Annotated in this window: 23 protein-coding genes; 11 read left to right on the forward strand and 12 right to left on the reverse strand. The window is 64.7% G+C overall.

Annotation, left to right across the window (positions count from 1 at the left end; genetic code table 11):
• Positions 1–2: 2 nt before the first annotated feature.
• From IAE37_RS03230 to IAE37_RS03240, 3 genes are read left to right on the forward strand one after another with little or no spacing between them, the layout of a single operon-like run.
• Positions 3–887 (forward strand): MBL fold metallo-hydrolase, encoded by an 885-nt coding sequence (locus IAE37_RS03230; RefSeq protein WP_201169068.1) that lies wholly within the window; start codon positions 3–5, stop codon positions 885–887.
• 38 nt (positions 888–925) lie between these two features.
• Positions 926–2,197 (forward strand): NAD(P)/FAD-dependent oxidoreductase, encoded by a 1,272-nt coding sequence (locus IAE37_RS03235; protein WP_201169080.1) that lies wholly within the window; start codon positions 926–928, stop codon positions 2,195–2,197.
• Positions 2,194–3,012 carry a sulfite exporter TauE/SafE family protein gene (locus IAE37_RS03240; RefSeq protein WP_201169406.1) on the forward strand — a complete coding sequence of 273 codons (819 nt, stop codon included), beginning with the start codon at positions 2,194–2,196 and terminating at the stop codon, positions 3,010–3,012. The genes IAE37_RS03235 and IAE37_RS03240 overlap by 4 nt, the downstream gene beginning before the upstream one ends.
• Here the strand turns inward: IAE37_RS03240 and IAE37_RS03245 are convergent.
• A complete protein-coding gene (locus tag IAE37_RS03245; RefSeq protein ID WP_201169083.1) occupies positions 3,001–3,888 on the reverse strand; it encodes a LysR family transcriptional regulator in 888 nt (295 codons plus the stop codon). The two genes, IAE37_RS03240 and IAE37_RS03245, sit on opposite strands and share 12 nt — an antisense overlap.
• A 219-nt stretch (positions 3,889–4,107) precedes the next feature.
• Between IAE37_RS03245 and IAE37_RS03250 the strand changes: the two genes are divergently transcribed.
• A complete protein-coding gene (locus tag IAE37_RS03250; protein WP_201169086.1) occupies positions 4,108–5,754 on the forward strand; it encodes a GMC family oxidoreductase in 1,647 nt (548 codons plus the stop codon).
• 100 nt (positions 5,755–5,854) lie between these two features.
• A complete protein-coding gene (locus IAE37_RS03255) occupies positions 5,855–7,474 on the forward strand; it encodes an MFS transporter (RefSeq protein WP_201169089.1) in 1,620 nt (539 codons plus the stop codon).
• A gap of 192 nt (positions 7,475–7,666) precedes the next feature.
• Here the strand turns inward: IAE37_RS03255 and IAE37_RS03260 are convergent, their stop codons facing one another.
• The 4 genes from IAE37_RS03260 to glyQ form a co-directional block, all read right to left on the reverse strand.
• Positions 7,667–8,437 (reverse strand): lysophospholipid acyltransferase family protein, encoded by a 771-nt coding sequence (locus tag IAE37_RS03260; RefSeq protein ID WP_201169092.1) that lies wholly within the window; start codon positions 8,435–8,437, stop codon positions 7,667–7,669.
• Between the two features lie 62 nt (positions 8,438–8,499).
• The gene (gmhB, locus tag IAE37_RS03265; protein WP_201169094.1) at positions 8,500–9,027 is read right to left on the reverse strand and encodes a D-glycero-beta-D-manno-heptose 1,7-bisphosphate 7-phosphatase; all 528 of its coding nucleotides are present in this window, start codon (positions 9,025–9,027) and stop codon (positions 8,500–8,502) included.
• A 3-nt stretch (positions 9,028–9,030) separates the two neighbouring features.
• Entirely contained in the window at positions 9,031–11,082 is a 2,052-nt protein-coding gene (gene glyS, locus IAE37_RS03270) for a glycine--tRNA ligase subunit beta (RefSeq protein WP_201169096.1), read from the reverse strand.
• Positions 11,079–12,026, reverse strand: a complete 948-nt coding sequence (gene glyQ / locus IAE37_RS03275; protein ID WP_060479092.1) for a glycine--tRNA ligase subunit alpha — start codon at positions 12,024–12,026, stop codon at positions 11,079–11,081. Before glyQ ends, glyS begins: the two co-directional genes overlap by 4 nt.
• An 82-nt stretch (positions 12,027–12,108) precedes the next feature.
• On the opposite strand from glyQ, the gene IAE37_RS03280 reads away from it, so the two are divergent.
• A complete protein-coding gene (locus IAE37_RS03280; protein ID WP_201169104.1) occupies positions 12,109–12,660 on the forward strand; it encodes a DNA-3-methyladenine glycosylase I in 552 nt (183 codons plus the stop codon).
• A gap of 41 nt (positions 12,661–12,701) precedes the next feature.
• Positions 12,702–13,589, forward strand: coding sequence for a lysophospholipid acyltransferase (locus IAE37_RS03285; protein ID WP_201169106.1), 888 nt, complete (start codon positions 12,702–12,704; stop codon positions 13,587–13,589).
• A 163-nt stretch (positions 13,590–13,752) separates the two neighbouring features.
• On the opposite strand, the gene IAE37_RS03290 is transcribed toward IAE37_RS03285, so the two are convergent.
• Genes IAE37_RS03290 through def form a run of 5 tightly spaced genes read right to left on the reverse strand, consistent with a single transcriptional unit; the run spans position 13,753 to position 18,282 of the window.
• A complete protein-coding gene (locus tag IAE37_RS03290) occupies positions 13,753–14,067 on the reverse strand; it encodes a tetratricopeptide repeat protein (protein WP_201169108.1) in 315 nt (104 codons plus the stop codon).
• 11 nt (positions 14,068–14,078) lie between these two features.
• On the reverse strand, positions 14,079–15,452 hold the full coding sequence (gene trkA, locus IAE37_RS03295) for a Trk system potassium transporter TrkA (protein WP_201169110.1): 1,374 nt from the start codon (positions 15,450–15,452) through the stop codon (positions 14,079–14,081).
• 23 nt (positions 15,453–15,475) lie between these two features.
• On the reverse strand, positions 15,476–16,786 hold the full coding sequence (gene rsmB, locus IAE37_RS03300; protein ID WP_201169112.1) for a 16S rRNA (cytosine(967)-C(5))-methyltransferase RsmB: 1,311 nt from the start codon (positions 16,784–16,786) through the stop codon (positions 15,476–15,478).
• Positions 16,783–17,715: a methionyl-tRNA formyltransferase gene (gene fmt, locus IAE37_RS03305; protein WP_201169115.1), complete on the reverse strand. Its 933-nt coding sequence runs from the start codon at positions 17,713–17,715 to the stop codon at positions 16,783–16,785. The genes rsmB and fmt overlap by 4 nt, the downstream gene beginning before the upstream one ends.
• Before the next feature lie 60 nt (positions 17,716–17,775).
• Positions 17,776–18,282, reverse strand: coding sequence for a peptide deformylase (def, locus tag IAE37_RS03310; RefSeq protein WP_051097836.1), 507 nt, complete (start codon positions 18,280–18,282; stop codon positions 17,776–17,778).
• 206 nt (positions 18,283–18,488) lie between these two features.
• Here def and dprA point away from each other — a divergent pair, with 206 nt between their 5' ends.
• Together dprA and IAE37_RS03320 are read left to right on the forward strand one after the other, a co-directional pair.
• Entirely contained in the window at positions 18,489–19,586 is a 1,098-nt protein-coding gene (dprA, locus tag IAE37_RS03315) for a DNA-processing protein DprA (protein WP_201169124.1), read from the forward strand.
• A gap of 43 nt (positions 19,587–19,629) precedes the next feature.
• Positions 19,630–20,187 (forward strand): L-threonylcarbamoyladenylate synthase, encoded by a 558-nt coding sequence (locus tag IAE37_RS03320; protein ID WP_201169127.1) that lies wholly within the window; start codon positions 19,630–19,632, stop codon positions 20,185–20,187.
• A 399-nt stretch (positions 20,188–20,586) separates the two neighbouring features.
• Here IAE37_RS03320 and IAE37_RS03325 read toward each other — a convergent pair whose 3' ends face one another.
• Positions 20,587–21,564: an NADPH:quinone reductase gene (locus tag IAE37_RS03325; RefSeq protein WP_201169130.1), complete on the reverse strand. Its 978-nt coding sequence runs from the start codon at positions 21,562–21,564 to the stop codon at positions 20,587–20,589.
• Positions 21,565–21,698: 134 nt separating this feature from the next.
• Between IAE37_RS03325 and hemF the strand changes: the two genes are divergently transcribed.
• Both hemF and aroE read left to right on the forward strand, forming a co-directional pair.
• On the forward strand, positions 21,699–22,610 hold the full coding sequence (hemF, locus tag IAE37_RS03330; RefSeq protein WP_201169133.1) for an oxygen-dependent coproporphyrinogen oxidase: 912 nt from the start codon (positions 21,699–21,701) through the stop codon (positions 22,608–22,610).
• A 25-nt stretch (positions 22,611–22,635) separates the two neighbouring features.
• Positions 22,636–23,460, forward strand: coding sequence for a shikimate dehydrogenase (aroE, locus tag IAE37_RS03335; protein WP_201169136.1), 825 nt, complete (start codon positions 22,636–22,638; stop codon positions 23,458–23,460).
• 86 nt (positions 23,461–23,546) lie between these two features.
• Here aroE and choX read toward each other — a convergent pair whose 3' ends face one another.
• Positions 23,547–24,476, reverse strand: a complete 930-nt coding sequence (gene choX, locus IAE37_RS03340) for a choline ABC transporter substrate-binding protein (RefSeq protein WP_201169151.1) — start codon at positions 24,474–24,476, stop codon at positions 23,547–23,549.
• Positions 24,477–24,482 lie beyond the last annotated feature (6 nt).

The raw sequence follows: 24,482 nt of genomic DNA on the forward strand, positions 1-24,482 counted from the left end.
TGATGATCATCGGCAACAACCTTCACGTGGACGCCTTCTACGACAAGGCGACCTCGACCATCAGCTACCTGGTGCTGGACCGCGAAACCCTGCGCTGCGCCCTGATCGACAGCGTGCTGGACTACGACCCCAAGTCCGGGCGTACCTGCACCGCCTCGGCCGACCGGCTGATCGAGCGCGTGGCCGAACTGAAGGCTACGGTGCAGTGGGTACTGGAAACCCATGTGCATGCCGACCACCTATCGGCGGCGGCCTACCTCAAGGACAAGCTCGGCGGCCATACCGCCATCGGCGCGCGCATCACCCAGGTGCAGAAGGTCTTCGGGGCCCTGTTCAACGCCGAGCCGGGCTTTGCCCGCGACGGCAGCCAGTTCGACGTGCTGCTCGAGGACGAGGAAGGGTTTCGCATCGGCAACCTGCACGCCCGTGCTCTGCATACCCCCGGGCATACCCCGGCGTGCATGAGCTTCGTGGTGGAAGACGGCGGCGAAAAGGCAGTGTTCGTCGGCGACACCTTGTTCATGCCCGACTACGGAACCGCGCGCTGTGACTTCCCCGGTGCCGACGCCCGGACCCTCTACCGGTCGATCCGGCGTCTGCTGGCCTACCCCGACGAGACCCGGCTGTTCATGTGCCACGACTACCTGCCCGGTGGGCGCGAGATGCAGTACGTCACCACCGTGGCCGAGCAGCGTGCCAGCAATGTCCACATCCACCAGGGTGTCGACGAGGACAGCTTCGTAGCGATGCGCGAAGCCCGTGACAAGACCCTCGACATGCCTGTGCTGATCCTGCCTTCGGTCCAGGTGAACATGCGCAGCGGCCAGCTGCCGGAGCCCGAGGCCAACGGTGTCAGCTACCTGAAGATCCCGCTGAACAAGCTCTGAGCACCCTGCCCCTACTTCGAAATCCAGGATTCACTGCCATGCCTGCCTTGCTGTCCCCTTCCCATTCCGACCACCACCAGGTGGTCATCGTCGGTGCCGGCGCTGCCGGTATCGCCACGGCGTCCAGCCTGTTGGCGCGTGACCCGTCGCTGGACATCGCACTGATCGACCCGGCCGATACCCATTACTACCAGCCCGGCTGGACCATGGTCGGTGCCGGTGTGTTCAACGCCCCGGACACTGCCCGCAGCATGGCCTCGGCCATCCCGCGTGGGGTGCGCTGGATCAAGGCGCGGGTCCAGGGCTTCGACCCCGAGGGCCAGGGAGTGCTGCTCGAGGACGGCCGCGCTGTGACTTATGCACAGCTGGTGGTCTGCCCCGGCCTCAAGCTCGATTGGGACGCCATCGATGGGCTGAACGAAACCTTGGGCCGCAACGGCGTCACCTCCAACTACCGTTTCGATCTGGCGCCCTATACCTGGGAGCTGGTGCAGACGCTCAAGCAGGGCCGTGCGCTGTTCACCCAACCGCCGATGCCGATCAAGTGCGCGGGGGCGCCGCAAAAGGCTTTATACCTGTCGTGCGACCACTGGCTGCGTAGCGGCGTCCTAGGTCAGATCCAGCCGTCCTTCTTCAACGCCGGCGCCGTGCTGTTCGGTGTTGCCGACTACGTGCCGGCGCTGATGGCCTATATCGACAAGTACGGCGTCGATCTGAAATACAGCCAGCGCCTGGTCGCGGTAGATGGTCCCAACCAGCGCGCCACCTTCGTGCGTACCCTGCCCGATGGCAGCAGCGAGACGCGAACCGAGTCGTTCGACATGCTCCACGTGGTGCCGCCGCAGGTCGCCCCGGACTTCATCCGCCACAGCCCGCTGGCCGATGCCGGCGGCTGGGTCGATGTCGACCCGCACACCCTGCGCCACCGCCAGTTCGACAATGTCCATGCGCTGGGGGACGTGGCCAATACCAGCAATGCCAAGACCGCTGCCGCCGCGCGCAAGCAGGCGCCGGTGGTGGCCAACAATGTGCTGGTAGCGCTGGGGCGGCGCCAGGCCCTGGCCCAATACGATGGCTATGGTTCGTGCCCGCTCACGGTCGAGCGCGGCAAGATCGTGCTGGCCGAGTTCACCTACGGTGGCAAGGTGGCGCCGAGTTTCCCGCGCTGGCTGCTCGATGGGCGCCAGCCAACGCGCCTGGCCTGGTGGTTGAAAGCACGGGTACTGCCGCCACTGTACTGGCAGGCGATGCTCAAGGGCCGTGAATGGCTGGCGCGGCCGCAACCGCTGGCGGCCGAGGCGACACGGTGATCGAGCACCAGTTGCTCGGCGCCGGCCTGGGCGCGGTCATCGGCGCGGTACTGGCGCTGACCGGTGCCGGTGGCGGCATTCTCGCGGTGCCGTTGCTGGTGTTCGGCCTTGGCCTGTCGATGGCCGAAGCCGCGCCCATCGGTCTGCTTGCCGTGGGCCTGGCCGCAGCCGTGGGCGCCGGGCTGGGCTTGCGCGAAGGCCTGGTGCGCTACCGCGCCGCGCTGTTCATCGCGCTGATCGGTATCGCCGCTGCCCCTTTCGGCCTGATGCTCGCGCACCGTCTGCCCAACACGCCCCTGGCGCTGGTGTTCGCCGGGGTGCTGGTCTACGCCTGCCTGCGCATCTGGCGCAAGGCAGGCAAGGAACTGCGCGGCGAGCACAACGACGCCCATCGCTACATCGAGCCGTGCGTGCTCAATCCGCTGCAGGGCCGCCTGCGCTGGACCCTGCCGTGCGCCCGCGCGCTGGCGCTGACCGGTGCTTTGGCGGGGTTGTTGTCGGGCCTGCTCGGGGTGGGCGGCGGCTTCGTCATCATTCCGGCGTTGAACCGCTACACCAACCTGCGCATGAAGAGCATCGTCTCGACGTCGCTGGCGGTGATCGCCCTGGTGTCCACCGGCAGCGTGGTCAGCGCCAGCCTGGCCGGCCTGGTGCACTGGCGCATCGCTGCGCCGTTCGCCGTCGGCGCGGTGCTCGGCTTGCTCCTGGCGCGGCCGCTGGCGACCAGGATCGCCGGCCCGCGCTTGCAGCAACTGTTTGCCGTGGCCGGCTGGTTGGCCGCCCTGTCGCTGGCGGGCAAGGCACTACTGGGCTAGCAGTTCGTCCTGTTCGGCGGCGCACAGCTCCAGCAGGTAGTCCCACACCACCCGCAGGCGCACCGACTTGTGCAGCTCGCGGCGGGTGCAGATCCAGTAGCTGCGCTGGATCGTCTCGCTGGGCAGCACCCGTACCAGCCCAGGGTCGTGGCGGGCCATGTAGTTGGGCAGCACGGCGATGCCGACGCCGGCCCGTGCCGCCTGCTGTTGGGCAATCACGCTGGTGCTGCGAAAGGCCACGTTGGGCGCCCGGCAGAAGCTGTTGAGAAACAGCAACTCCTGGCTGAACAGCAAGTCGTCGACGTAGCCGATCCAGCTGTGCCTGGCCAGGTCTTCGCGGTTGCGCAGCGGTGGCGCGCGGTCGAGGTAAGCCTGGCTGGCGTACAGGGCCAGGCGGTAGTCGGTGAGCTTACGAGTGATCAGCAGGTCGGCGCTGGGGCGCTCCAGGTGGATGCTGATCTCGGCCTCGCGGTTGAGGATGCTGACGAAGCGCGGCACCGCCACCAGTTCCACCTCCAGGCCCGGGTAGCGGCTGAACAGTTCGGTCATGCGCGGGGTGAAGAACATGATACCAATGCCTTCGGTGACCCCCAGGCGGATCTTGCCCAACGGGGTGATGGCCTGGGTGATTTCCTCCTGCGCCAGCAAGGCGACGTTCTCCATGGCCTCGGCGTGCTTGAGCAGGGCCTGGCCCGAGGGCGTCAGTTCGTAGCCCTGGGCGTGCTGCATGAACAGCGGCGTGCCCAGGCTTTTCTCGATGCTCTCGATGTGCCGGGCGACGGTGCTGTGGGTGGTATTGAGGCGCTTGGCGGCGGTGAGCAGGCGGCCGCTGCGCTGCAACTCGAGGAAAAACCGCAGATCGTTCCAGTCGAACATGCTGATCCTTGTGGTTGTTCTTACCGGCCTTTTCGCGGCTAAAGCCGCTCCTACAGGGATAGCGTTGTCTGTAGGAGCGGCTTTAGCCGCGAAGAGGCCGGTACAGGCTTACCGCTGTGCTAAAACGCACAACGGCTGCGCGAAATCTCGTGTTCCCTCTGCGAAATTACTCACTAAGATGATTCGGGACAAGAATAAAAAACAGGCCCGAGGTTGCACATGCCATCAGCCGATTCTGTCTACGACTATGTGGTCGTGGGTGCCGGTCCCGCCGGATGCCTGCTGGCCAATCGTTTGTCCGCCGACCCTTCCTGCCGCGTCTTGCTGCTCGAAGCGGGTGGTCGCGACAACTATCCCTGGATTCACATTCCCGTCGGTTATCTCTACTGCATCGGCAACCCACGCACCGACTGGTGCTTCAAGACCGAGGCGCAGCCCGGTCTGAACGGTCGCAGCCTGGGTTATCCACGGGGCAAGGTGCTGGGCGGCTGCTCTTCGATCAACGGCATGATCTACATGCGCGGCCAGGCCAGCGACTACGACCAGTGGGCCGAGCAAGGCAACGACGGCTGGGCCTGGAAAGACGTGCTGCCACTGTTCAAGGCCAGCGAGAACCACTTCGCTGGCGCCAGCGAGCACCATGGCGGCAGCGGTGAGTGGCGCGTCGAGCGCCAGCGCTACAGTTGGCCGATTCTCGATGCCTTCCGCGATGCCGCCGAGCAGAGCGGCATCGCCAAGGTCGACGACTTCAACACCGGCGACAACCAGGGCTGTGGATACTTTCAGGTCAACCAGCGCAGCGGCGTGCGCTGGAATGCGTCCAAGGCCTTCCTGCGGCCGATCGAGAACCGCCCCAACCTGACCGTGCTGACCGGCGTGCAGGTCGACCAGGTACTCTTGAACAACACTCGGGCCCGCGCCGTGAAAGCCTTCTGGCAGGGGGCCTGGCACGAGTTCGACGCCCGCCGCGAAATCATCCTCTGCGCCGGGGCGGTTGGTTCGCCGGGTATTCTCCAGCGCTCCGGCATCGGCCCGCGCACACTCCTGGAAAGCCTTGGCATCGCCGTGCGCCACGACATGCCGGGGGTTGGCGGCAACCTGCAGGACCACCTGCAACTGCGCCTGATCTACCAGATCCGCAACACCCGCACGCTCAACCAGATGGCCAACAGCCTGTGGGGCAAGATGGGCATGGGCCTGCGCTACCTGTATGACCGCAGTGGCCCGTTGGCGATGGCGCCGAGTCAGTTGGGTGCCTTCGTGCGCTCGAGCCCGGAGCAGGCCACGGCCAACCTGCAGTACCACGTGCAGCCTCTGTCGCTGGAGCGCTTCGGTGAGCCGCTGCATCGCTTTGCGGCCTTCACTGCCTCGGTGTGCAACCTGCGCCCGGCCAGCCGCGGGCGTATCGACATCCGCAGCGCCGACATGAACAGCACGCCACTGATCGACCCCAACTACCTCAGCGACCCTCGGGACCTGCAGGTTGCCGCCGATGCCATCCGCCTCACCCGGCGCATCGTCCAGGCCCCTGCCCTGGCCGCGTTCGCCCCGGAGGAATACCTGCCAGGGCCAGCCTTGCAAAGCGACGATGAGCTGTACGAAGCCGCCGGCAAGATCGGCACCACCATTTTCCACCCGGTGGGCACCTGCCGCATGGGCCATGGCCCGCTGGACGTTGTGGACAACCAGCTGCGCGTGCACGGCATCCCCGGGCTGCGCGTGGCGGATGCCTCGATCATGCCGCAGATCACCTCCGGCAATACCTGTTCACCCACACTCATGATCGCCGAGAAGGCGGCCGAACTCATTCTCAGGGGAGCGCCCACCCAGACCTATCTCAACGAAGACGCAATACCGACGCCCTGACCCAAAGGGTGCGTGCAACACCGGCAGCTAGCGGTCGGAAGCTGCCGACAGTGGAACAACAAGAATAATCACTGTGGCCTGTGGGCCGAGGACAGCAACGATGTCGGATTACATTCAAGAGCAGGGTGCGACGGCTAGCAGATCCAGCCGTCGCGAAGAGCGCAAGATCATTTTCGCGTCATCCCTCGGGACGGTTTTCGAGTGGTATGACTTTTTTCTCTACGGCGCGCTGGCAGCAGTCATCAGCAAGCAGTTTTTCGCTGGCGTGAACGACACCACCGCCTTCATCTTCGCCTTGATGGCCTTCGCCGCCGGCTTCCTGGTGCGGCCCTTCGGTGCACTGGTGTTCGGCCGCCTCGGTGACATGATCGGGCGCAAATACACGTTCCTGATCACCATCGTGCTGATGGGCCTGTCGACCTTCGCGGTCGGTCTGCTGCCCACCTACGCCAGCATCGGCATCGCCGCGCCAATCATCCTGGTGGTGCTGCGCATGCTTCAGGGCTTGGCCCTGGGCGGTGAATACGGCGGCGCGGCCACCTACGTGGCCGAGCATGCCCCACCCGGCAAGCGTGGTTTTCATACCGGCTTCATCCAGTCCACCGCTACCTTGGGGCTGCTGTTGTCGCTGGTGGTGGTGCTGGGCAGCCGCTACATCAGCGGCGATCAGTTCGAAGCCTGGGGCTGGCGCCTGCCGTTCCTGCTGTCGATCGTGCTGTTGGCGATTTCCACCTGGATCCGCATGAGCATGCACGAGTCGCCGGCCTTCGTGAAAATGAAGGCCCAGGGCAAGGTGAGCAAGTCGCCGATCCGCGAGTCCTTCACCTCCTGGCCGAACCTCAAGGTGGTACTGACCGCGCTGTTCAGCATCAACGCCGGCCAGGCAGTGACGTTTTACACCGCGCAGTTCTATGTACTGTTCTTCCTCACCCAGATGCTCAAGATGGACCCGGCTCAGGCCAACACCCTGCTGATCATCAGTGTGGTGATCGGCGCGCCGTTCTTCGTGTTCTTCGGCTGGCTGTCCGACCGTATCGGCCGCAAACCCATCCTGATGCTCGGCCTGCTGCTGGCCACCGTGCTGTACTTCCCGATGTTCAAGGCCCTGAGCCACTATGCCAACCCGCAGATCGACGCGGCCAGCCGCCAGGCACCGATCGTGGTCAGCGCCGACCCGCAAGGCTGCACTTTCCAGTTCGACCCGGTGGGCAAGGCGCGCTTCGACAGCCCGTGCGACAAGGTCAAGACCTTCCTGGTCAAGCAGGGCCTGCCGTACAGTTCGGTGACCGCGGCGGGTAGCGATGTCGTGGTGAAGATCGGCGAAACCGCGATCAATGGCTTCGACGAAGCCGCCATGCGCGCGGCGATCGAACAGGCCGGCTACCCCGCCAAGGCGGACCCGGCCCAGGTCAACCAAGTGATGGTGGTGGTGCTGATCGTGGCGATGATCCTGATCGCGACCATGACCTACGGCCCGCTCGCGGCCGTCATGGTCGAGCTGTTCCCGACCCGCATCCGCTATACCTCGATGTCGCTGCCCTATCACATTGGCAACGGCTGGTTCGGCGGGTTCCTGCCGACCGTGTCGTTCGCCTTGGTGGTGTACACCGGGGATATCTTCTACGGGCTTTGGTACCCGGTGCTGGTGACGGGTATCAGCCTGGTGGTGGGGATCTTCTGTCTGAAAGAAACCAAGGATGTGGATATCGACAAGGTCTGAAGAATCCAGCGCAAAGGCCCTGCTTCAGGCATAAAAAAACCGGCTGTAACAGCCGGTTTTCTTATGCTCCCAAAAAACTTATGCACGATTTTCGGGAAAAATTCATACAGGGAAATAAATAGATAATTCAATGAGTTATCGCTGAATTCAAGCATTCCATGCAGAAATTGCACACAAGTTATCCACAGACCGTCAGGCAATCTGCTCTTCAGGCTTTTCATCCACCGGCGGCAGCGAACCCATGGCCCGTTGGGTCGCCTCGTTCCAGGCGGCGGCGCGGTCGTTGAGCTCGGCGATGGCGCGTGGCCCGGTGCCGTTGGCGTACATCGGCTCGCCGATCACCACTTCGATGGTGCCCGAGCGCTTGCCCCAGCCGCTCTTGGGCCAGAACTTGCCGGCGTTGTGGGCGATCGGCAGTACCGGCAGCCCGGCGTTCACTGCCAGCGCGGTGCCGCCGCGGGAGAACTTGCCCACGGTGCCGAACGGCACGCGGGTGCCTTCGGGGAAGATCAGCACCCAGGTCTTCTGCTTGAGCAGTTCGTCACCCTTGCTGGCCACCTGGCGCAGGGCTTCCTTCGGGTTGTCGCGGTTGATCGCGATCGGCCGCAGCATGGCCATCGCCCAGCCGAAGAACGGCACGTACAGCAGCTCGCGCTTGAGTACCTGGCTCAGCGGCGAGAAGTACTGGGAAAGGAAGAAGGTTTCCCAGGTGCTCTGGTGGTTGGACAGGATCACGCAGGGCTCATTCGGCACGTTCTCGGCACCGGTGACCTTGTAGTCGATGCCGAGGATGGTGCGCACCAGGAACAATGCGCAGCGGCACCAGTACACGTTGATGAACGTGTAGCGCTTGGGGAACGACAGGAACGGCGCGACGAAGAAGCTCAGGGAGCACCACAGCAAGGAACTGGTGCCCAGCAGCAGGTAAAAAAGAAAGATTCTGATCGCCTGCAGGATCGACATAGTGGCAAGTACCGTTGCGGGGCGCGCCCGCCTGAAGAAACGTGCGCCAAGTGGCGCACTATTTAAATTAGTTCTCTGGCGATAGCCGCCAGATCGTCGAAAATCAGTGTAGATTCGGGAACGCCTTTTTCCAGGGTCCTCTCGCCCTTGCCGGTTTTCACCAGCACGGGTTGTGCTCCGACGGCCAGGGCGGCCTCCAGGTCACCTTTGCTGTCGCCGACGAACCACACGCCATGCAGGTCGGCGTGATAGTGCTCGGCAATCGCCCGCAACATGCCAGGCTTGGGCTTGCGGCACTCGCAGCCGTCGTCCGGCCCGTGCGGGCAATACACGATATGGCCCACTTCGCCACCCTGCTCGGCCACCAGCGCGCGCAGGCGCGCATGCATGGCCTCGAGGGTTGCCAGCGGGTAATAGCCACGGGCAATGCCGGACTGGTTGGTGGCCACTGCCACCGTCCAGCCGGCCTTGCTCAACTGCGCGATGGCCTCGACCGCGCCGGGAATCGGGATCCACTCCTCCAGCGTCTTGATGTAGGCGTCGGAGTCCTGGTTGATCACCCCGTCACGATCGAGAATCAGCAGTTTCAAGGCTTACCCCAGCAGCGAAATATCGGCCACGCCCAGGAACAGGCCGCGCAGGCGGCTGAGCAGGGCATAACGGTTGGCGCGGACCTTGGCGTCCTCGGCGTTGACCATCACCGCCTCGAAGAAGGCGTCGACCGGGTCACGCAGGGCGGCCAGGCGTGCCAGCGATTCGCTGTACTGGCGAGCAGCGGCCATCGGTTGCACGGCCTGGTCGGCCTGCTGGATGGCCGAGTACAGGGAGAACTCGTTGGCATTGTCGAAGTACTTCGGCTCGACCTGGTCGGCGATGGCGCCTTCAGCCTTGCCCAGCAGGTTCGACACGCGCTTGTTCACCGCGGCCAGGGCTTCGGCTTCCGGCAGCTTGCGGAAGGCCTGCACGGCCTGCACGCGTTGGTCGAAGTCCAGGGCCGAGCCGGGTTTCAGGGCACGCACCGACAGGTAGGTGGCGACATCGATGCCTTCGTCTTCGTAGCGCGCACGCAGGCGGTCGAAGATGAACTCCAGCACCTGCTCGGACAGGCCGGCGGCCTTGACCTTGGCGCCGAACTGCTTGACCGCGAACTCGACCGCGGTGGTCAGGTCGAGGTCCAGCTGCTTCTCGATCAGGATGCGCAGCACGCCCAGGGCGGCGCGGCGCAGGGCATACGGGTCTTTGCTGCCGGTCGGCAGCATGCCGATACCGAAGATGCCGACCAGGGTGTCGAGCTTGTCGGCGATGGCCACGGCAGCACCGGTCAGGGTCTGCGGCAGTTCGGCACCGGCACCGCGCGGCATGTACTGCTCGTTCAGGGCCAGGGCGACGTCTTCCGGCTCACCGTCGTTGAGCGCGTAGTAGTAGCCGGCGACACCCTGCATTTCAGGGAATTCGCCAACCATCTCGGTGGCCAGGTCGCACTTCGACAGCAGGCCGGCACGGCCGGCGCGCTGGGCGTCGCCACCGATCAGCGGGGCGATGAACGCGGCCAGCTTGGAAACGCGCTCGGCCTTGTCGTACACGGTACCCAGCTGCGCCTGGAACACCACGTTCTTGAGGCGTTCGTTGAAGGTTTCCAGCGGCTGCTTCTTGTCTTGCTTGAAGAAGAACTCGGCGTCGGTCAGGCGTGGTCGCACGACCTTCTCGTTACCCTGCACGATCTGCTTGGGGTCACGGCTCTCGACGTTGGCCACGGTGATGAAGCGCGGCAGCAGCTTGCCTTCGCTGTCCAGCAGGCAGAAGTACTTCTGGTTGTCCTGCATGGTGGTGATCAGGGCTTCCTGTGGCACTTCGAGGAAACGTTCCTCGAACGAGCACACCAGCGGCACCGGCCATTCGACCAGCGCGGTCACTTCGTCGAGCAGCGTCGGCGGCACGATGGCGCTGCCTTCCTGCTGCAGGGCCAGTTCGGCGGTGCGCTTGGCGATCAGCTCGCGGCGCTCGGCGAAGTCGGCCAGCACATAGGCCTTGCGCAGGTCTTCGACATAGTTGGCCGGGGTGCTGATGAGCACGTTTTCCGGGTGGTGGAAGCGGTGGCCACGGGACTCGCGGCCGGCCTTCTGCGAGAGGATGGTGCAGTCGACAACCTGGTCGCCGAGCAGCATCACCAGCCACTGGGTCGGGCGCACGAACTCTTCACGGCTGGCCGCCCAGCGCATGCGCTTAGGGATAGGCAGGTCGTTGAGCGAGTCCTCGACGATGGTCGGCAGCAGGCTGGCGGTGGCCTTGCCCGGAATGTGCTGGGAGAAGCGCAGCTTGGCGCCGCTCTGGTCGATTTCCGACAGCTCCACGCCGCACTTCTTGGCGAAGCCCAAGGCAGCCTGGGTCGGCTCGCCGTCTTTGAAGGCAGCCTGCATGGGCGGGCCGTCGATGTTGATGCTGCGGTCCGGCTGTTGCACGTCGAGCTGACGGATCAGCACCGCCAAGCGGCGCGGCGCGGCGTACACCTGCTTGCCGGTGTAGTTCAGGCCGGCGGCCTGCAGGCCTTTCTCGATGCCGGCCAGGAAGGCGTCGCCGAGGCTCGCCAGAGCCTTGGGTGGCAGCTCTTCGGTGCCCAGTTCTACCAGGAAATCTTGAGCACTCATTGTGCAGCCTCCAGCTTCGCCAACACTTCGTCACGCAATTCAGGGGTGGCCATCGGGAAGCCCAGGCGTGCGCGGGCTTGCAGATAGCTTTGCGCCACGTCCCGGGCCAGGGTACGCACGCGCAGGATGTAGCGCTGGCGCTCGGTCACCGAGATGGCGCGGCGGGCATCGAGCAGGTTGAAGGTGTGCGACGCCTTCAGGACCATTTCATAGGTCGGCAGCGGCAGGTCGAGCTTGATCAGGCGATTGGCTTCGCTTTCGTAGAAGTCGAACAGCTCGAACAGCTTCTCGACGTTGGCGTGCTCGAAGTTGTAGGTCGACTGCTCCACTTCGTTCTGGTGGAACACGTCGCCATAGGTGACCTTGCCGAACGGGCCATCGGCCCAGACCAGGTCGTACACCGAATCGACGCCCTGGATGTACATGGCCAGGCGTTCGAGGCCGTAGGTGATTTCACCCGTGACCGGGTAGCACTCGATGCCACCGACCTGCTGGAAGTAGGTGAACTGGGTGACTTCCATGCCGTTGAGCCAGATTTCCCAGCCCAGGCCCCAGGCGCCCAGGGTCGGCGACTCCCAGTTGTCTTCGACGAAGCGGATGTCGTGGACCAGCGGATCCAGGCCGATGGCTTTCAGCGAGCCGAGGTACAGCTCCTGGAAGTTGGCCGGGTTCGGCTTGAGCACCACCTGGAACTGGTAGTAGTGCTGCAGGCGGTTGGGGTTTTCGCCATACCGGCCGTCGCCAGGGCGGCGGCTAGGCTGCACATAGGCGGCGTTCCACGTTTCCGGGCCGACGGCGCGCAGGAATGTCGCGGTATGGAAAGTGCCGGCGCCTACTTCCATATCGTAGGGCTGAAGCACCACACAACCTTGCTCGGCCCAGTAGTTCTGCAGGGCGAGGATCAGGTCTTGGAAGGTACGCACGGCTGGCGTAGGCTGGCTCACGAAATTCACCTGTATCTGGGGATGCGGATGTAAAGAGCGGGAGTATAACCTGATTCGCCTCGCCTCTACTCATTGGAGCCTTATGCCACGCTGCTTTTGGTGTACCGACGATCCGTTGTACCAGGCCTACCACGACCAGGAATGGGGAACGCCACAGCGTGACCCGGCGTTGCTGTTCGAGATGCTTTTGCTCGAAGGGCTCCAGGCTGGGCTGTCATGGATCACCGTATTGCGCAAACGCGAGCGCTATCGCGAGGTGCTGCATGGCTTCGATCCGCACGCGCTGGCGCGGATGAGCGACGAACGGATCGAAGAACTGATGCAGGATGCCGGGATCATCCGCAACCGCCTCAAACTCAAGGCGGCCCGGCGCAATGCCCTCGCCTGGCTGGCTGTGGATAACCCTGCCGAGTGGCTCTGGTCGTTCGTCGGCGGCGAGCCCAAGGTCAACCACTTCAAGGGGCGCGGCGACGTGCCGGCGGTCACCGACGAAGCCAAGGCCATGAGCAAGGCCCTGCAGAAGGCCGGCTTCACCTTCGTCGGCCCGACCATCTGCTATGCCTTCATGCAGGCCACCGGAATGGTCATGGACCATACCATCGACTGTGATCGCTACGCCGCGCTGGCGCGCTGAAAGGGTACAATGCGCGCCTTGCTGAAATAAGGAATCCGCCTGTGGAAAAGTTCAAGGGCGCCCTGATGGTCGGGGTGCTGCGTCTGTTTGCCAAGCTGCCCTGGGGCGCAGTGCAGCGCGTTGGCGCCGGCATCGGCTGGCTGATGTGGAAAGTCCCCAACGGCTCGCGCAACGTGGTGCGCATCAACCTGGCCAAGTGTTTCCCGGAGATGGATCCGGTCGCGCGTGAGCAACTGGTCGGCCGCGCGCTGAAAGACATCGGCAAGTCCTTCGTAGAAAGTGCCTGCGCCTGGATCTGGCCACCGCAGCGTTCCATCGACCTGGTCAAGGAAGTGCACGGTCTGGAAGTGCTCGAGCAGGCCCTGGCCTCGGGCAAGGGCGTGGTCGGCATCACCAGCCACCTGGGCAACTGGGAAGTGCTCAACCACTTCTATTGCAACCAGTGCAAACCGATCATCTTCTACCGCCCGCCCAAGCTCAAGGCGGTCGATGACCTGCTGCGCGAGCAGCGTGTGCAGATGGGCAACCGTGTGGCGCCTTCGACCAAGGAAGGCATTCTCAGCGTGATCAAGGAAGTGCGCCGGGGCGGCCAGGTGGGCATTCCCGCCGATCCGGAGCCAGCGGAGTCGGCCGGGGTATTCGTGCCGTTCCTCGGCACTCAGGCGCTGACCAGCAAGTTCGTGCCGAACATGCTGGCTGGCGGCAAGGCGGTGGGGGTGTTCCTGCATGCCCTGCGGCTGGAGGATGGCTCGGGCTTCAAGGTATTCCTGGAAGCTGCGCCGGAAGAGATGTACAGCACCGATGTGAACGTGTCGGCGGCGGCCATGAGCAAGGTGGTCGAGCGTTATGTGCGTGAGTATCCGAGCCAGTACATGTGGAGCATGAAGCGTTTCAAGAAGCGTCCGGCTGGCGAGCCGCGTTGGTATTGAAGTTACCCGTAGCAGGCCGCACAGATTACCCTCTGATCAGCCTCTGACCTGTAGGAGCGGGTTTATCGGGGCGCCGAACCGCCGCGAATGCGATTGTGGATTCAACGACGCATTCGCGGCGGTTCGGCGCCCCGATAAACCCGCTCCTACATGGGGAGTTGCGTCAACCTGATGTCTTGTTGAGCTTCTTCAGGAACACGGTCATCTCTTTCTCGGCCTGCTTGTCACCATGGGCCTGCGCCGCCACGATCCCATCCTCCCAGGCCTTGCGTGCCGCCGCCAGGTCGCCGACCAGCTGATAGGCCTTGCCCAGCAGCTTCCACGCCGCGGAGTACTTCGGGTCCTGCTCCACACAGCGCGCCAAGTGCAGCGCCGCCTCGGCGCCGTTGCCCTCGTCCAGCCAGGCCTTGCCCAGGCCGAACCTCAGCAGTGGGTTATCCACACCCTTGGCCAGCATCTTCTCCAGCGATTCGCGCATGCGGTCTTCTCCTAGAAGAAACTCAAGCCGACGTGGAACAGCTTCTCCACGTCGCGGATATGCTTCTTGTCCACAACGAACAGGATCACGTGGTCACCCGACTCGATCACCGTGTCGTCGTGGGCGATCAGCACTTCCTCGTCGCGGATGATAGCCCCGATGGTGGTGCCTGGCGGCAACGAGATGTCCTCGATGGCCTTGCCCACCACCTTGCTCGACTTCGCGTCGCCATGCGCCACCGCCTCGATGGCCTCGGCCGCGCCACGGCGCAGCGAGTGCACGCTGACGATGTCGCCACGGCGTACGTGGGCGAGCAAGGTGCCGATGGTGGCCAGCTGCGGGCTGATGGCGATGTCGATCTCGCCGCCCTGCACCAGGTCGACATAGGCCGGGTTGTTGATGATGGTCATCACCTTGCGCGCGCCCAGGCGCTTGGCCAGCAACGACGACATGATGTTGGCCTCGTCGTCGTTGGTCAGGGCCAGGAAGATGTCGGCATCGGAGATGTTCTCTTCGAGCATCAGGTCCTTGTCCGATGCGCTGCCCTGCAGCACCACGGTGCTCTCCAAGGTATCGGACAGGTAGCGGCAACGCGCCGGGCTCATCTCGATGATCTTCACCTGGTAGCGGCTTTCGATGGCCTCGGCCAGGCGTTCGCCGATCTGTCCGCCGCCGGCGATGACCACGCGCTTGTTGGTCTCGTCGATGCGCCGCAGTTCGCCCATGACCGCGCGGATGTCCTTGCGCGCGGCGATGAAGAACACTTCGTCGTCGGCTTCGATCAACGTGTCGCCACGTGGGGTGATCGGCCGGTCGCGGCGGAAGATCGCCGCCACGCGGGTATCGACGTTGGGCATGTGGGCGCGGATCTGGCGCAATTGCTGGCCGACCAGCGGGCCGCCGTAGTAGGCCTTGACCGCCACCAACTGGGCTTTGCCCTCGGCGAAGTCGATCACCTGCAGCGAGCCTGGGTGCTCGATCAGGCGCTTGATGTAGTTGGTCACCACCTGCTCGGGGCTGATCAGCACGTCCACCGGGATGTGTTCGTTGTCGAACAGCTCTTCGCGGCTGAGGTAGGACGATTCGCGCACCCGGGCAATCTTGGTCGGGGTGTGGAACAACGAATAGGCGACCTGGCAGGCCACCATGTTGGTCTCGTCGCTGTTGGTCACCGCCACCAGCATGTCGGCGTCGTCGGCACCGGCCTGGCGCAGCACCGTGGGCAGCGAGCCGCGGCCCTGGACGGTGCGGATGTCGAGGCGGTCGCCGAGGTCGCGCAGGCGGTCGCCGTCGGTGTCGACCACGGTGATGTCGTTGGCTTCGCTCGCCAGGTGTTCGGCCAGCGTCCCGCCGACCTGCCCTGCGCCGAGGATGATGATCTTCATCCGCTACTCCCTACCCTTGGTTCTTACCCGCGCGAAGCGGCGATCTTGATCAGCTTGGCATAGTAGAAGCCGTCGTGGCCGCCTTCCTGGGCCAGCAACTGGCGGCCGTGGGGCTGGCGCAGGCCTGCCTCGGTGGCCAGGTCCAGCTCACGGGCGCCTGGGGTGCGGGCGAGGAAGGCTTCGATCACTTCGGTGTTCTCGGTCGGCAGGCTGGAGCAGGTGGCGTACAGCAGCATGCCGCCCACTTCCAGGGTCGGCCACAACGCGTCGAGCAACTCGCCCTGCAGCGCGGCCAGGGCCGGGATGTCGTCGGCCTGGCGAGTCAGCTTGATGTCCGGGTGGCGACGGATCACGCCGGTGGCTGAGCATGGCGCGTCGAGCAGGATGCGCTGGAACGGTTTGCCATCCCACCAGCTGGCGGTGTCGCGGGCGTCGCAGGCGATCAGCTCGGCGTCCAGCTGCAGGCGGTCGAGGTTTTCGCGCACCCGGGTCAGGCGCTTGGCCTCGAGGTCGATGGCGGTCATGTGGGCCAGGCCGGGTTCGGCCTCGAGCAGATGGCAGGTCTTGCCGCCCGGTGCGCAGCAGGCGTCGAGCACGCGCTGACCGGGGGCCAGCTCGAGCAGGTCGGCCGACAGCTGCGCGGCTTCGTCCTGCACGCTGACCCAGCCTTCGGCGAAGCCTGGCAGGCCGCGTACGTCGCAGGCTTCGGCCAGCACGATACCGTCACGGCTGTATTGGCAGGCGCTGGCGCCGACGCCCGCTTCGGCCAGCAACGCCAGGTAGGCGTCACGGCTGTGGTGTCGGCGGTTGACCCGCAAGATCATCGGTGGGTGGGCGTTGTTGGCGGCGCAGATCGCTTCCCATTGCTCCGGCCAGAACGCCTTCAGCGCCTTCTGCAGCCATCGCGGGTGCGCAGTGCGTACCACCGGGTCGCGCTCCATGCCGGCGAGCAGTGCCTCGCCTTCGCGCTGGGCGCGGCGCAGCACGGCATTGAGCAGGCCCTTGGCCCAGGGCTTCTTCAGCTTGTCGGCGCAGCCGACGGTCTCGCCGATGGCGGCGTGGGCCGGAATACGCGTGTAGAACAGCTGGTAAAGGCCGACCAGCAACAGCGCCTGCACATCGGCATCCGCAGCCTTGAATGGCTTCTGCAGCAGTTGCGCGGCCAGCAGGTCGAGGCGTGGCTGCCAGCGGGCGGTGCCGAAGGCCAGGTCCTGGGTCAGGCCGCGGTCGCGCTCGTCGACCTTGTCCAACTGCGCCGGCAGCGAGCTGTTCAGCGAGGCCTTGCCGCTGAGCACGGCAGCCAGCGCGCGGGCGGCGGCGAGGCGTGGGTTCATTGGCCGAGTACCTTGCCGGCGGCGAATTTCTCGCGGCGGCTGTTGAACAGGTCGCTGAAGTTCAGCGCCTTGCCGCCGGGCAGTTGCAGGCGGGTCAGGCTCAGGGCCTGCTCGCTGCAGGCGACCACCAGGCCGTCCTTGCTGGCCGAGAGGATCTCGCCGGGGGCGCCCTGGCCTGTGGACACGTTGGCGGCCAGCACCTTGACGCTTTCGCCGTCGAGGGTGCTGTGGCACACCGGCCATGGGTTGAAGGCACGGATCAGGCGCTCCAGTTCGACAGCGGGGCGGCTCCAGTCGATGCGTGCCTCGTCCTTGTTCAGCTTGTGTGCATAAGTGGCCAGGGCATCGTCCTGCACTTCACCGTGCAGCGAACCGTCCGCCAGGCCGGCGATAGCCTGGACGACAGCCGGCGGGCCCATTTCGGCGAGGCGGTCGTGCAGGCTGCCGCCGGTGTCCTCGGCGCTGATCGGGGTAACCACCTTGAGCAGCATGGGGCCGGTGTCCAGGCCCGCCTCCATGCGCATCACGGTCACGCCGCTCTCGGCGTCGCCGGCTTCGACGGCGCGTTGGATCGGCGCCGCGCCGCGCCAGCGGGGCAGCAGCGAAGCGTGGCTGTTGATGCAGCCCAGGCGCGGGATGTCGAGCACCGCCTGGGGCAGGATCAGGCCGTAGGCGACAACCACCATGAGGTCGGGCTTGAGCGCGGCGAGTTCGGCTTGCGCCTCTTCATTGCGCAGCGTCGGTGGCTGCAACACCGGAATGTCATGGGCCACGGCCAATTGCTTGACCGGGCTCGGCATGAGCTTCTGGCCACGGCCGGCGGGGCGGTCGGGCTGGGTGTAGACCGCCACGATCTCGTAGGGGCTGTCGAGCAGGGCCTTGAGGTGTTCGGCGGCAAACTCGGGAGTGCCTGCAAAGACGATGCGCATGGAGTTCTCGCTTCAAAAAAGAAAAAGGCTTGCCGGAGCAAGCCTTCTGGCAGGTGGGGATCAGGCTTGCTGGCGGTGCTGCTTTTCCAGCTTCTTCTTGATCCGGTCGCGCTTGAGCTGCGACAGGTAGTCGACGAACAGCTTGCCGTTGAGGTGGTCGAACTCGTGCTGCACGCAAACCGCCAGCAGGCCCTCGCATTCCAGCTCGTACGGCTTGCCATCGCGGTCCTGGGCCTTGACCCGGACCCGCAGCGGGCGGTCGACGTTCTCGTAGAAGCCCGGTACCGACAGGCAGCCTTCCTGGTACTGGCCCATGTCGTGGGTCAGCTCCTCGACCGTGGGGTTGATGAAAACCCGCGGTTCACTGCGGTCTTCGCTGAGGTCCATGACCACGACCTGCTTGTGCACGTTGACCTGGGTGGCGGCCAGGCCGATGCCGGGGGCTTCGTACATGGTTTCAAACATGTCGTCGATCAGCTGGCGCAGGGCGTCGTCGAACTCCGTCACCGGTTTGGCGATGGTGCGCAGGCGCGGGTCCGGGAATTCGAGAATGTTCAAAATGGCCATAGGGTCAGGCAGTCACTGTGCGTTCGGTTGAAAACTGAACACACATAATAAAGGGAATCGAGCATTTCGGCACCTGGCAAGCTCGACTAGGGTGTCTATGGACCTGATAGCTGCCAATCCATGGACAGCTTTTCAAACTGTTACCCACAAAGTTATCCACAGCTTGTGCCACGTCGATGGCCCTGTTTCGATCAAGGATGATCCCTATGCCGACTCACCGTTCGTCGCCTTGTCCGCCTGCCGAACTGGAGGCGCGTTTGCGCCTGCATCAGTTGCCGGAGGTGGGATTGCGTCGCTTTCATAGCTTGTTGCAGGCTTTCGGCAGTGCTTCGTCGGCACTCAGTGCGCCGGCCACTGCCTGGCGCGTGCTGGGGCTGCCACAGGCGGCCATCGATGCCCGGCGCAGCCCTGAAGTGCGCGACGGCGCCCTGGCCGCAATGGCCTGGCTAGAGCGCCCGGGCCAGCATTTGCTGATGTGGGACAGCCCTGGCTACCCTGCCCTTCTGGCGGAAATCGACGACCCGCCGCCGCTGCTTTTCGTCGCCGGCGATCCCGCCCTGCTCGAGCGCCCGCAACTGGCCATCGTGGGCAGCAGGCGTGCTTCACCCACTGCGTTGGACACCGCCAAGGCATTCTCCCGTGCCCTCGCCCAAGCCGGTTTCACCATCACCAGCGGCCTGGCCCTGGGCATCGACGGCGCCGCTCATCGGGCCGCGTTGCAGGCGGGTGGTAGCACGATCGGGGTGCTCGGCACCGGCTTGCAAAAACTTTATCCACAGCGCCACCTTGACCTGGCCAAGGCAATGATCGGTAACGGCGGCGCGCTGGTTTCGGAGTATCCGTTGGTCGCCGGGCCACTCCCCGGCAATTTCCCCCGGCGCAATCGCATCATCAGCGGCCTGTCGCTGGGCGTGCTGGTGGTGGAGGCGAGCCTGGCCAGCGGTTCGCTGATCACCGCCCGCTTGGCCGCCGAGCAGGGTCGCGAGGTGTACGCCCTGCCCGGCTCGATCCATCACCCGGGGGCCAAGGGCTGCCACCAGCTGATTCGCGATGGCGCGCTGCTGGTGGAAAGCGTGGGGCAGATTCTTGAAAGCCTGCGCGGATGGCAGAATCTGCCGCCGGCGGTTGTGGCCAAACCTGTGCATCCCCTGCTTGCCCTGCTGCATGCCGCGCCACAGACTAGCGAGCACCTGGCCTACTGCAGCGATCAGCCACTGGCCGAGGTGCTGGCGCAGTTGACCGAGCTGGAGCTCGAAGGCCGGGTCAGCAATGTCGCCGGGCGTTGGTTTGCCCGCGTCGGCTAAGTACACTGCGCTCAAGCAAGGTTTACAGGTGGAGAGACACAACATGGTGAGCAGTTTTCGTGTGCAACAAGCCGCACGTGAGATCCGGGCCGGCGCAGTCATCGCCTACCCGACGGAAGCGGTCTGGGGCCTGGGCTGCGACCCATGGAACGAAGATGCGGTGTATCGCCTGCTGGCGTTGAAGTCGCGTCCTGTGGATAAAGGGCTGATCCTGATCGCCGACAACATCCGTCAGTTCGACTTCCTGTTCGAGGATTTCCCTGAGGACTGGATCGACCGCATGGGCAGCACTTGGCCGGGGCCCAATACCTGGCTGGTGCCACACCAGGACCTGTTGCCGGAGTGGGTGACGGGCGAGCACGACACCGTGGCGCTACGGGTCAGCGACCATCCGGTGGTGCGCGATCTCTGTGCACTGGTCGGGCCGCTGATTTCTACCTCGTGCAACCCGGGCGGGCGCCCGGCGGCGAAAACCCGCTTGCGCGTGGAGCAATACTTCCACGGCCAGCTGGACTTGGTGCTCGGTGGCGCACTGGGCGGGCGCAAGAACCCCAGCGTGATCCGTAATCTGGCGACCGGCGAGGTCGTGCGCCCGGGCTGATTGCCCCGGCTTGCACGCTTGGCACTTGTAGGAGCGGGTTTACCCGCGAAGAACGCACCGCGGTGGCTGGCACCGGCGCTGCCGGTATTCGCGGGTGAACCCGCTCCTACAGGGATAGCGCCAGCTTTTAGAACTGAGCCGAAACGATGGTTATGACAATGAGGTATTCGATGAAGCGATTTTTGAACTGACGGCTCACAAGCCCAAAGCAGAGCTCTATTCCATCGTGCCTAAAGGGGATAGAAACAAGCCCAAAAAACAAAGGCCGCATGAGAGCGGCCCGAAGGGTAAGGACATACTCGCCCGGATAACTTGAAACTCAACCGACGCACCAGTACACCCTCAGGAAGCAAGGCTACGCTCCCGTATCTGCAGGGGCAAGCGAGTCAATTGCTCGCTTCAAGGCAGTAGCACAGTAGACCCCACCGTCCTGCGCGCCGAGAGTTCGGTCTGCGCCTTGGCCGCTTCGCTCAACGGATAGCGCTGCTGGATATCCACCTCCAGCTTGCCGCTGCCGATCATCGCGAACAGGTCATCGGCCATGGCCTGGGTGTTCTCCGCCGTATTGGCGTAGCTCGCCAGGGTCGGCCGGGTCACGTACAGCGAGCCCTTCTGCGCGAGGATGCCCAGGTTCACGCCACTCACGGCGCCCGAGGCATTACCGAAGCTCACCAGCAGGCCGCGTGGGCGCACGCAGTCCAGCGAGGTCAGCCAGGTGTCGGCACCGACGCCGTCGTACACCACCGTGCACTTCTGCCCGTCGGTCAGTTCCAGCACTCGCTTGGCCACGTCCTCGTGGCTGTAGTCGATGGTCGCCCAGGCGCCCAGCGCCTTGGCCCGCTCGGCCTTTTCGGCGGAACTCACGGTGCCGATCAGCTTGGCGCCCAGGGCCTTGGCCCACTGGCAGGCCAGCGAACCCACGCCCCCGGCTGCGGCGTGGAACAGGATGAAATCGCCCGGCTGCACGGCGTAGGTCTGCTTGAGCAGGTACTGGGTGGTGAGGCCCTTGAGCATCACCCCGGCGGCCTGCTCGAAGCTGATGTGCTCGGGCAGCTTGACCAGGTTGGCTTCCGGCAAGGTGTGCAGTTCGCTGTAGGCTCCCAGCGGGCCGGTGCCGTAGGCCACGCGATCGCCCACTTTCAGGCGGGTGACGCCCTCGCCCACCGCCTCGACCACCCCGGCACCCTCGGTGCCCAGGCCAGACGGCAGCGCAGGCGGTGCGTACAGGCCGCTGCGGAAGTAGGTATCGATGAAGTTCAGGCCGATCGCGTGGTTACGCACACGTACCTGCTGCGGCCCTGGCGCGGCGGGTTCGAAGTCGACGAGCTGCAATACTTCTGGACCGCCATGCTGGTTGAACTGGATGCGCTTGGCCATCTCGTACTCCTGTAGTCGGGATCGGGAAAGGGCCTCTATCGGACGCCTTTGCTTGATCGCCGTCAACTGCGGCGCGCCAGCTGCCGGTGGTATGCTACGCGGCGAATTCTTCCCTGCCCGTTCCTGGTGACCCGATGACTAGCCGCACCGAGGCCGTGAAAGCCTACCTGCTCGACCTGCAAGACCGCATCTGCTCCGCCCTTGAAAACGAAGACGGCGGCGCCCGCTTCGTCGAGGATGCCTGGGTGCGCGAAGCCGGTGGTGGTGGCCGCACGCGGGTGATCGGCGACGGCAAGCTGATCGAAAAAGGCGGAGTGAATTTCTCCCATGTGTTCGGCGCCGGCCTGCCGCCCTCGGCCAGTGCCCATCGCCCCGAGCTGGCGGGCCGGGGTTTCGAGGCCCTGGGCGTATCGCTGGTGATCCACCCGCACAACCCGCATGTGCCGACGTCCCACGCCAATGTGCGTTTCTTCATCGCCGAAAAGGAAGGTGAAGAAGCTGTATGGTGGTTCGGCGGTGGCTTCGACCTGACCCCGTACTACGGCAATGAAGAAGACTGCATCCACTGGCACCGGGTGGCCGAGCAGGCTTGCGCGCCGTTCGGCGCCGACGTGTACCCGCGCTACAAGGCCTGGTGCGATCGCTACTTCCACATCAAGCACCGTGGTGAGCCGCGTGGCATTGGCGGGTTGTTCTTCGACGACCTCAACGAGTGGGACTTCGACACCTGCTTCGCCTTCATCCGCGCCATCGGCGATGCCTATGTCGAGGCCTACCTGCCGATCGTCCAGCGCCGCAAGGACACGCCCTACACCGCACAGCAGCGCGAGTTCCAGGAGTTCCGCCGCGGCCGCTACGTGGAGTTCAACCTGGTCTACGACCGCGGCACGCTGTTCGGCCTGCAGTCCGGTGGCCGTACCGAATCGATCCTCATGTCGCTGCCGCCGCAGGTGCGTTGGGGCTACGACTGGAAGGCCGAGCCCGGCAGCGAAGAAGCGCGCCTGACCGATTACTTCCTGCAAGACCGCGACTGGCTTGGCCAGTAAGCCTGTGGATAACCGGAGAACCCCCATGGACCAGTACGTCGTTTTCGGTAACCCCATCGGCCATAGCAAGTCGCCGTTGATCCACCGCCTGTTCGCCGAGCAGACCGGTCAGGACCTGGAGTACTCCACCCTGCTGGCGCCCATCGATGAGTTCAGCGACTGTGCACGCGGCTTCTTCAAGCAAGGCAGTGGCGCCAACGTCACCGTGCCGTTCAAGGAAGAAGCCTACCGCCTGTGCGACAGCCTGGCCCCTCGCGCCCGCCGCGCCGGCGCGGTGAATACCCTGACCCGCCTGGCCGACGGCAGCCTGCAAGGCGATAACACCGATGGCGCCGGCCTGGTTCGCGACCTGACGGTGAACGCCGGGGTGACGCTGGCCGGCAAGCGCATTCTCATTCTCGGCGCCGGTGGTGCGGTGCGGGGCGTGCTGGAGCCGATCCTGGCGCACGCGCCGCAGTCGCTGGTCATCGCCAACCGCACGGTGGAAAAGGCCGAGCAACTGGCGCACGAGTTCGACGAGCTGGGGCCGGTGGTGGCCAGCGGCTTTGCCTGGTTGCAGGAGCCGGTGGACGTGATCATCAACGCCACCTCGGCGAGCCTCTCCGGCGAGTTGCCACCGATCGCCGACAGCCTGGTCGAGGCGGGGCGCACGGTGTGCTACGACATGATGTATGGCAAGGAGCCGACGCCGTTCTGCCAGTGGGCGAGCAAGCTGGGCGCGGCCAAGGTGCTGGATGGGTTGGGGATGCTCGCCGAGCAGGCGGCCGAGGCGTTCTTCATCTGGCGTGGGGTGCGGCCGGATACGGCGCCGGTGCTGGCTGAGCTGCGTCGACAGCTTGCCCGCGGCTGATACCTCAGGTTCGCATATCCCCCTGTAGGAGCGGGTTTATCGGAACGCCGAACCCGCTCCTACAGGGGGGATGTGCCGGCCAATGATCAGAGCTTGGCCTTGAAGGCCTCGGCTGCATTCCCGCCGTCCTTGCTGGTCACCCCCGCCAACCACGCGTCCAGCCGCTCGGGATGCTTTTGTACCCAAGCCTTGGCCGCTTCGTCGAAACTGACCTTCTTATCCACAACCTCAGCCATGATGGTGTTTTCCATATCCAGGTCGAATTGCAGATTGGCCAACAGCTTCGCCGCATTCGGGCACGCCTGTGGATAACCTTTGCGGGTCAGCGTGTACACCTCGCCCTTGCTGCCGAACCACTTCTCCCCGCCGGTCAGGTAGTGCATTTTGAGCTTCACGTTCATCGGGTGCGGGGTCCAGCCGAGGAAGACGATGAACTGTTGCTTCTTCACCGCCCGGTCGACCTGCGCCAGCATAGCCTGTTCGCTGGATTCCACCAGCTTCCATTTGCCCAGTTCGAATTCGTTGGCGTCGATGATCTGCTTCAGCGACAGGTTGGCCGGCGCGCCGGAACCGATCCCGTACAGCTTCTGGTCGAACTGACCGGCATGCTTCTGCAGGTCGGCGAAGTCCTTCACCCCGGCGTTCCACACGTAGTCGGGCACGGCCAGGGTGAACTCGGTGCCTTCCAGGTTGCGCGACAGCTGCTGGACATCGCCATTGGCGATGAACTTGTCATGGAAGCCCTGCTGCGCTGGCATCCAGTTGCCGAGGAAGGCATCCACGCGGCCATCCTTGAGGCCGCCGTAGATGATCGGTACCGCCAGGTTGTCGATCTTCACCTGGTAACCCAGGCCTTCGAGCAGCAGGCGGGCGATGGCGTTGGTCGAAGCGATGTCGCTCCAGCCGGGGTCGGCGAGTTTCACGGTACTGCATTGCGCGTCGTCGTCGGCGGCCTGGGCGCTGAGCGCGCCCAGGCCAAGAACCAGGGTCAATGCGGTGGTGGCGAACGTGTGCATGGCGGC

It is taken from the genome of Pseudomonas sp. S31 (assembly GCF_016648105.1).
Lineage (GTDB): Bacteria > Pseudomonadota > Gammaproteobacteria > Pseudomonadales > Pseudomonadaceae > Aquipseudomonas.

Bases quoted from the DNA above. Each gene is read 5' to 3' on its own strand.
- IAE37_RS03230 (WP_201169068.1), top strand. From the start codon at position 3: ATGATCATCGGCAACAACCTTCACGTGGACGCCTTCTACGACAAGGCG.
- IAE37_RS03235 (WP_201169080.1), top strand. From the start codon at position 926: ATGCCTGCCTTGCTGTCCCCTTCCCATTCCGACCACCACCAGGTGGTC.
- IAE37_RS03245 (WP_201169083.1), bottom strand. From the start codon at position 3,888: ATGTTCGACTGGAACGATCTGCGGTTTTTCCTCGAGTTGCAGCGCAGC.
- IAE37_RS03250 (WP_201169086.1), top strand. From the start codon at position 4,108: ATGCCATCAGCCGATTCTGTCTACGACTATGTGGTCGTGGGTGCCGGT.
- IAE37_RS03255 (WP_201169089.1), top strand. From the start codon at position 5,855: ATGTCGGATTACATTCAAGAGCAGGGTGCGACGGCTAGCAGATCCAGC.
- IAE37_RS03260 (WP_201169092.1), bottom strand. From the start codon at position 8,437: ATGTCGATCCTGCAGGCGATCAGAATCTTTCTTTTTTACCTGCTGCTG.
- glyS (WP_201169096.1), bottom strand. From the start codon at position 11,082: ATGAGTGCTCAAGATTTCCTGGTAGAACTGGGCACCGAAGAGCTGCCA.
- IAE37_RS03280 (WP_201169104.1), top strand. From the start codon at position 12,109: ATGCCACGCTGCTTTTGGTGTACCGACGATCCGTTGTACCAGGCCTAC.
- IAE37_RS03290 (WP_201169108.1), bottom strand. From the start codon at position 14,067: ATGCGCGAATCGCTGGAGAAGATGCTGGCCAAGGGTGTGGATAACCCA.
- trkA (WP_201169110.1), bottom strand. From the start codon at position 15,452: ATGAAGATCATCATCCTCGGCGCAGGGCAGGTCGGCGGGACGCTGGCC.
- rsmB (WP_201169112.1), bottom strand. From the start codon at position 16,786: ATGAACCCACGCCTCGCCGCCGCCCGCGCGCTGGCTGCCGTGCTCAGC.
- fmt (WP_201169115.1), bottom strand. From the start codon at position 17,715: ATGCGCATCGTCTTTGCAGGCACTCCCGAGTTTGCCGCCGAACACCTC.
- def (WP_051097836.1), bottom strand. From the start codon at position 18,282: ATGGCCATTTTGAACATTCTCGAATTCCCGGACCCGCGCCTGCGCACC.
- dprA (WP_201169124.1), top strand. From the start codon at position 18,489: ATGCCGACTCACCGTTCGTCGCCTTGTCCGCCTGCCGAACTGGAGGCG.
- IAE37_RS03320 (WP_201169127.1), top strand. From the start codon at position 19,630: ATGGTGAGCAGTTTTCGTGTGCAACAAGCCGCACGTGAGATCCGGGCC.
- IAE37_RS03325 (WP_201169130.1), bottom strand. From the start codon at position 21,564: ATGGCCAAGCGCATCCAGTTCAACCAGCATGGCGGTCCAGAAGTATTG.
- hemF (WP_201169133.1), top strand. From the start codon at position 21,699: ATGACTAGCCGCACCGAGGCCGTGAAAGCCTACCTGCTCGACCTGCAA.
- aroE (WP_201169136.1), top strand. From the start codon at position 22,636: ATGGACCAGTACGTCGTTTTCGGTAACCCCATCGGCCATAGCAAGTCG.
- choX (WP_201169151.1), bottom strand. From the start codon at position 24,476: ATGCACACGTTCGCCACCACCGCATTGACCCTGGTTCTTGGCCTGGGC.